Below are 5,785 nucleotides of genomic sequence, written 5' to 3' on the forward strand. Positions count from 1 at the left end.
ATTCCAATGTATCGCCGGGTTCAAGGGCAACTAGATCGTATTATGCGTCTCGTGCACGAGAATTTACTAGGTGTTCGTGTGATTCGTGCATTTAACCGCGAAGAAAAAGAAATCCAGTCGTTTAGAGAAGATACCGAAGCGTTGAATCAATCGCAACAAAAGGTGAGTGGACTCTCAGGGGCCATGAACCCTATTACGTTTGTGATTGTGAATGTGGCGCTCATCGTCATTCTTTATGGTGGGTCGATTAAAGTGGATACAGGAACCTTAACGAAAGGGGAAGTCATTGCTTTAACAAACTACATGTCTCAAATCTTAGTGGAGCTCGTGAAGTTCGCAAACCTTGTTGTATTGATGACAAAATCAGTGGCGAGTGCAGAGCGTATCGATACGATTCTATCGATTGAAGCGGATATGGTCGAAGGGACTAAGGAAGTTCATCCTGAAGGTGAAGTGGCGGTGGCGTTTAAAGATGTGACGTTGACGTATCAAGGAGATCAAAACGCAGCGCTAAACCATATCTCCTTTACCGCGTTAAAAGGACAAACCATCGGCGTGATTGGGGGGACCGGTAGCGGGAAATCCTCTCTAGTGAATATGATTCCTCGTTTCTATGATGCGACCGAAGGCAGTGTAGAGGTCTTCGGAGAAAACGTTCGTGACTATCATTTTTCTTCGATTCGTGGAGCGGTCGCAATGGTCTTGCAAAAGGCACAACTCTTCCGTGGAACGATTGCCGATAATGTCCGTTTTGGAAATGCATCTGCTTCAAGTGAAGTGGTAGAACATGCACTAGGAATTGCTCAAGCCAGCGAATTTGTTCAAACGAAAGAAGGCGGACTGGATTATGGCATCGAACAAAATGGACGCAACTTATCTGGTGGACAAAAGCAACGGATGACGATTGCGCGTGCCATTGCCAAACAAGCACCGATTTTAATCCTAGATGACAGTGCTTCGGCATTAGACTTTGCGACCGATGCGAAATTACGTGAGGCGATTAAGAGTCAAACGCCACGACCAACAACCTTTATCGTGTCACAACGAGCGGCTTCTGTGCAGTACGCTGACTTAATTCTTGTCCTCGACGAAGGAAATCTTGTCGGCAAAGGCACGCATGAAGAGCTTTTAGCCAATAATGAGATTTATCAAGAAATTTACTATTCACAATTTCCAAAGGAGGATGAAGCATGAGACAGACAACTCAATGGGAAACGATTCGTAAAGTCCTCCGCTACATCCGTCGCTACCGTATCTATTTCGTAGCGTCCATCCTTTTGGCGAGTGTGAATGTATTCGGAACCTTAATGATTCCAAAATTAGTCGGAGAAGCTGTGGACCAAATGGTGGACACAGGGCAAGTGTTTTACGACGGTCTCTTTTCGATTATTTGGCAAATCGCACTTTTTACTGTGGCTGCTGCAGTTGCACAGTGGTTTATGAACCTCAGCAATAACAAGATGACGTACTCTGTGGTTCGTGACCTTCGTAGAGACGCGCTTGAGAAAATCGAGATATTGCCACTTAGTTATTTAGATATTCATCCAGCCGGAGAAATCGAGAGCCGTATCATTGCGGATGCGGATCAGTTTGCAGACGGCTTATTGATGGGATTCACACAGTTATTCACCGGTGTGATGACGATTTTAGGAACTTTAGTATTTATGCTGAGCGTGAATATGACATTGACTCTTGTAGTAGTCGTGGTGACGCCAGTATCCTTCGTGATGGCTAGTTTTGTCGCGAAGAAATCCTATCATTTCTTTAAACAACAATCGGAAATTCGTGGCGACCAAACGTCCTATATGAATGAGATGATTGAGGGAACACGAGTGGTGACAGCCTTTCAGCAACAAGAAAAAGTCATCGAGGACTTCTCGGTCATTAATAAGAAGTTAACGGATGTATCGCTCAAGGCGATCTTCTTCTCGAGCATCACGAATCCAGCAACGCGCTTTGTCAATAGCATCGTCTACACCAGTGTGGGCGTGTTCGGGGCGTTCTTCGTGATGAGCGGTGGCGTGACGGTTGGGCAACTATCCGCCTTCCTCAGTTACGCGAACCAATATACGAAACCATTCAATGAAATCTCAGGAGTCATTACCGAACTGCAAAATGCGATTGCCTGTGCCAACCGCGTGTTTGAACTGTTGGAACAACCGTCTGAACGTCCAGAGAGAGAAGGTGCTGCGTCTCCTGAAAGCTTTGACGGAGCAGTCGAATTTAGCCATGTGGACTTCTCTTATGTGAAAGGTCAACCGCTGATTGAAGACTTTTCGCTGGATGTCAAACCAGGGCAACGCGTGGCAATTGTCGGTCCAACTGGAAGTGGGAAGACGACGTTGATTAACTTATTGATGCGTTTCTACGAGATTAATGATGGTAAACTATCGATTGATGGCCATTCGATTGAAGATATTACGCGCCATTCCTTGCGAAATGGCTTTGGAATGGTGCTTCAAGAAACGTGGCTTCAAACGGGAACTGTCCGTGAAAACATCACGATGGGAAATCCAACGATTAGCGAAGAAGAGATGATTCGTATCGCTAAACTCTGCCATATTCATGGATTCGTCAGCCGTTTGCCACAAGGATATGATACGGTGATTTCAGATGACGGTGGAGATTTCTCACAAGGGCAAAAACAATTGCTCTGCATCGCGCGTGTCATGATGGGACAACCGAATATGCTGATTTTAGATGAAGCAACGTCTTCCATCGATACACGTACCGAGTTGAAGATTCAAGAAGCCTTTCAACATCTGATGGAAGGACGAACGAGTTTTATTGTAGCGCACCGTTTATCGACGATTCGTACAGCAGATGTGATTCTCGTCTTGAAAGACGGACATGTGATTGAAAAAGGAAATCATGCCAGCTTGATGGAGCAACGTGGATTTTACTACAATCTCTATCAAAGTCAGTGGCAACATTAATCTAAAACTAAAAAGAAGCGTAGACTCTATTAAAAGGGTCTACGCTTCTTTGAATGGCTGAAAGTAGAAAATTATCATATATGATAATTTCAAACGATTATTGATTGAATTCTTCTAAAGCTAGTGACGCTTCTTCCCACTCGGCAAGAAGCGTTTCTTGACGTTCAAGAAGGGCGCCTTCTTCGGTTGAGAGGACAGCGGATTTATCTGGGTCAGAATAGTTTTCTTCCAGCGTCATCGCCTCGTGGACTTGTTCGAGCGCTGTTTCGATATCGTGCATCTCGGTTTCGAGTTGCTCGATACGTCGAGTGATCGTACGGATTTGACGTTGCTCTTCTTTAGAGGCATGGTAGCTGACTTTTGCTTCTGTCATTGGAACGGTTGTTGTTGCTGTAGCACTTTCCGCCTCTTGCAATGCGGCGAGTTCTTCTTTTTCTTGTTTTTTCTCAAGGTAGTAGTCGTAGTCGCCAAGGTAGAGTGTGCTTCCTGTTTCTTCGATTTCAAGAATGGCCGTTGCGACCTTGTTGATAAAGAAACGGTCATGGGATACGAAACAAATCGTACCATCGTAGTCGATAAGAGCGTCTTCCAGCACTTCCTTACTATCGATATCCAAGTGGTTCGTTGGCTCGTCAAGCAGTAGGAAATTATCATGTTCCAGTGACAATTTACAGAGGGCTAGTCGTGCTTTTTCACCCCCGCTTAGTTGTGCAGTTGTTTTTTCAACGTCACTTCCGGAGAATAGGAAGCTTCCGAGAATCGAACGCACATCTTTTTCGGGCATCGTTGAATGACGAGACCAAAGCTCTTCAAGAACCGTTTGATTCGAGGAGAGGCCAGCCAAGTTTTGGTCATAGTAGCCCACTTGAACGCCAGCTCCTAAGTCAATTGATCCTTTGATTAAAGGAAGTTCACCCGTAATCGACTTCAAGAGGGTTGATTTTCCAATTCCATTTGGCCCCACAATGGCAATGGCTTCACGTTTGCGAAGTTGGAAAGAAATCGGACCGCTCAAGGCTTCGTGGTCGTAACCGATATAAGCATCGTTTACTTGTAATACTTGATTCCCTGAATCCCGTTCCATGGTGAATTCAAAACGAGCAGAACGCTGATCACCTTTTGGTTTCTCCAATCGTTCCATTTTCTCTAATTTTTTACGACGGGATTGCGCGCGTTTTGTGGTTGAGGCGCGCACCAAGTTTTTCTGGATGAATTCTTCTAAGTCGTGAATTTCTTGTTGCTGCTTTTCGTAAGCTTTTTGCTTCAATAAATAGCGTTGTTCGCGTTCTTCTAAATAGTGTGAGTAGTTTCCTTTGTAATATTCGCAGGCTTTATGGCTAATTTCGTAAACCTCATTACACACGCGGTCCAAGAAGTATTGGTCGTGGGATACGATAACAAGAGCACAATTTGAAGAGCGTAAATAATCCTCTAGCCATGTTAAGGTTTCAATATCCAAGTGGTTCGTCGGTTCGTCTAAAATCAGTAAATCGTGTTTTTCTAATAAAATACGAGCGAGTGCCAAACGGGTTCGCTGGCCTCCAGAGAGTGATTGAATCGGTTGGTCGTAGTCTTCTGGATAGAAACGGAAGCCATGAAGGACGGTACGAATTTCAGACTCGTAGCCATAAGCATTCTTTTGGTTTAATTCTTCTTGAAGCTGATCATATCGTTTTAAGGCAAGTTCGTACGCCACGGGGTCACTCAGAAGGTCAGGGTCACCGAGTTGCTCAGCTGCTTTTTGCGCTTGTTTCTTCAAAGTTTCTACGTCTTCGAAGAGATGAATCATCTCTTCCCAAACGGTTTTTGTTGAATCGATGGCTGCATATTGGTCTAAGTAACCGATGGATAGGTCTTTTTTCTTTGAGACACTTCCCATTGAAGGTTCTTCGATACCCGCCAACATTTTTAAGAGCGTTGATTTTCCAGTACCATTACGCCCAACGATGGCAATCCGCGAGTTTTCTTGAATATGAATCGTAATATTTTCAAATAGGACTTCATCTGCAAAAGTTCGAGCGAGTCCTTGTCCTTGTAGTAGTATCATGATAGGTCCTTTCAGTGAGTATTCATTTCATTTTATCATAAAAAAGAGGTGGACAATATTGAAATGCGTTCGAGTTTGCATTCACATTCACAATTAAGAGGTTGTGAATAAAAAAGTACAAGCCTTGCTGTATATAAGCGAATTTTATAGAAGTAAGTGAGGGATAAACAAAGTATTTGTGAAAATTCATATCGTTGTGATAGAATACGCATGGATGTAAAAGAAAAGGAGTCTTAGACATGAAAGATTATAAAGAAATGAAAGAAATTGAAGTGCCACGTGCAACCGCAAAACGTTTGGCCATTTATCATCGTTATTTACGTTTCTTGCATGATGCAGGAAAACGTCGTATTTCATCAACAGAATTAAGTGAAGCTGTAAAAGTAGATAGCGCAACGATTCGTCGTGATTTTTCTTATTTTGGAGCTTTAGGAAAACGTGGATATGGATATGATGTAGAGTACTTATTAGAATTCTTCAGCCATACATTAAACCAAGATCGCTTAACAAATGTAGCTTTAGTCGGTGTTGGTAAATTAGGACAAGCTTTACTAAACTACAATTTCCACCAAAGCAACAATGTTCGCATCAGTGCAGCATTTGATGTGAACTCTGATATCGTCGGAACGATTCAAACGGGTGTACCAGTCTATAGCATGGATGAAATGATTGAACAATTAAAAGTTCAACAAATTCAAGTAGCGATTCTAACCGTTCCTCAAGATGTAGCGCAAGATACAGCAGATCGTATTGTAGAAGCAAATGTTCGAGGCATTTTAAACTTCACACCAATTCGATTAAA

4 protein-coding genes are annotated in these 5,785 nt (G+C 43.2%); 3 read left to right on the top strand and 1 reads right to left on the bottom strand.

The window, feature by feature from the left end; genetic code table 11:
* Both Q0594_RS06790 and Q0594_RS06795 read left to right on the top strand, forming a co-directional pair.
* Positions 1-1,194: ABC transporter ATP-binding protein (locus tag Q0594_RS06790; RefSeq protein ID WP_298730729.1), on the top strand; the 1,194-nt coding region annotated here is incomplete at its 5' end.
* Positions 1,191-2,936 (top strand): ABC transporter ATP-binding protein, encoded by a 1,746-nt coding sequence (locus tag Q0594_RS06795; RefSeq protein WP_298730731.1) that lies wholly within the window; start codon positions 1,191-1,193, stop codon positions 2,934-2,936. The genes Q0594_RS06790 and Q0594_RS06795, both read left to right, overlap by 4 nt.
* A 97-nt stretch (positions 2,937-3,033) precedes the next feature.
* On the opposite strand, the gene Q0594_RS06800 is transcribed toward Q0594_RS06795, so the two are convergent.
* Positions 3,034-4,983 (bottom strand): ABC-F family ATP-binding cassette domain-containing protein, encoded by a 1,950-nt coding sequence (locus Q0594_RS06800; protein ID WP_298730732.1) that lies wholly within the window; start codon positions 4,981-4,983, stop codon positions 3,034-3,036.
* A 257-nt stretch (positions 4,984-5,240) separates the two neighbouring features.
* Here Q0594_RS06800 and Q0594_RS06805 point away from each other — a divergent pair.
* Positions 5,241-5,785, top strand: a 545-nt coding sequence (locus Q0594_RS06805; protein WP_298730734.1) for a redox-sensing transcriptional repressor Rex, incomplete at its 3' end; no start/stop codon positions are given.

Source organism: uncultured Granulicatella sp. (assembly GCF_938030755.1).
In the GTDB taxonomy this organism is placed as follows: Bacteria; Bacillota; Bacilli; order Lactobacillales; family Aerococcaceae; genus Granulicatella.